Origin of the sequence: Microcoleus sp. Pol12B3, from assembly GCF_036701355.1 — a bacterium.
In the GTDB taxonomy this organism is placed as follows: Bacteria; Cyanobacteriota; Cyanobacteriia; order Cyanobacteriales; family Microcoleaceae; genus Microcoleus.
This window is the reverse complement of the sequence record NZ_JAUBQS010000170.1, coordinates 1-1,156: the sequence shown is the minus strand read 5'-3', so window position 1 is coordinate 1,156 and position 1,156 is coordinate 1. Positions and strand designations below refer to the sequence as shown.

The 1,156-nt window shown below is 42.6% G+C and carries 2 protein-coding genes; both read right to left on the bottom strand.

Annotated features, from left to right (window positions below):
* Positions 1 to 395: 395 nt before the first annotated feature.
* Positions 396 to 518 carry a hypothetical protein gene (locus QUA53_RS29035; protein WP_333101333.1) on the bottom strand — a complete coding sequence of 41 codons (123 nt, stop codon included), beginning with the start codon at positions 516 to 518 and terminating at the stop codon, positions 396 to 398.
* A 163-nt stretch (positions 519 to 681) separates the two neighbouring features.
* Positions 682 to 855, bottom strand: a complete 174-nt coding sequence (locus tag QUA53_RS29030) for a hypothetical protein (protein ID WP_333101334.1) — start codon at positions 853 to 855, stop codon at positions 682 to 684.
* Between the last annotated feature and the right edge of the window lie 301 nt (positions 856 to 1,156).

Genomic DNA, 1,156 nt, shown 5'->3' with positions numbered 1-1,156 from the left:
TTGGCGCTCCGGCATCGACTGCAATTACTCTGCTTTAAGGCTGTTAGTAGGGCAAGGAATCCTTGCTCTACTAATATCATATCCGGTCGATTAACCATAATATAATCAGGAGGAACACCACCCCCATCAAAGAAAGAATGCCAAAACGAATTACCATCCCACCTCATCTAAGTGTAGAAGAGCGACAGACTCGTTTCCGTCAAGCTAAAACAACAACCCAGGCTTATCATTAATAGATTATTTGGCTGTTAGCCATTGGAAAAACCATCGCAGATGTGATGGTAGTGACAGGTTATAGTTGTGGTTAGATTTAGGAATGAGTTTGGGGCTACAACAATTTAGAACCTAAATCTCAAGGGATATCAACAAGGTGTAAGCCATTTTGTTTATGTTTCTTAGTGTTTTGATTCTTCTACTAATTCCACTAATAAATGAGTGGGAATGCGGTGCAGCCACTTCTCTAAGCTAGCTCGGTCTAGGGATTCTAACTTAGTTACAGCTTCCCCAACTAACCGCATTTGTTGATTATTATCCGAAACACTTTCGACATTTTCTTGTCTTAATTGAGATTAACAGAACTCTTCCTCAAAGGTAGCTATTTCATCTTCAGTCAGGTAAGAATCTTTCACCCAACCCGGTACCCAATCTTTCATTGAAATAACATTAGTCACGGCCCCGTCCTCAACTCATCCGCTCATCCAGTATAGCTTCAATCAGAATCAACCTCCGTTCGCTCATGCGAAGTAAGTCCCTGCGTTCCATCGCCCCTACAGCATTCAGGTAGCATTCACTTTGAGCAGTTCCCAAGTGCATGGTTAGCTTGCCGTTGGGGAGAGAGCGAGAACGAGACTTCAACCTAAAATAGCAATAGTGCTTGCCCTTCTGGATGGAGGAGTGCTTTTTAATGATGGCATCGGCGGGAAGAATCCACGTACTTCCTAATTCCTGCTGCTGGCAATGAATTAGAGAGCGGCACTTGACGGGGTGACAACCCCGTCAAAACCCTCACGGGTGGTCGATTGACCCAACTTGAGCTAAAAAAAGATGGGGTCGAAATTATTAACTGGCCCCATCTGTTAATTATAGTCATTTCAAATAAGTATGAGACTTTTAAAAAATGAGGTAAAATGAAAAAAAATCGTTAACCAGTTAGGGA

Coding starts and splice junctions, on each gene's coding strand:
- QUA53_RS29035 (WP_333101333.1), bottom strand. CDS start 518: ATGCGGTTAGTTGGGGAAGCTGTAACTAAGTTAGAATCCCTAGACCGA.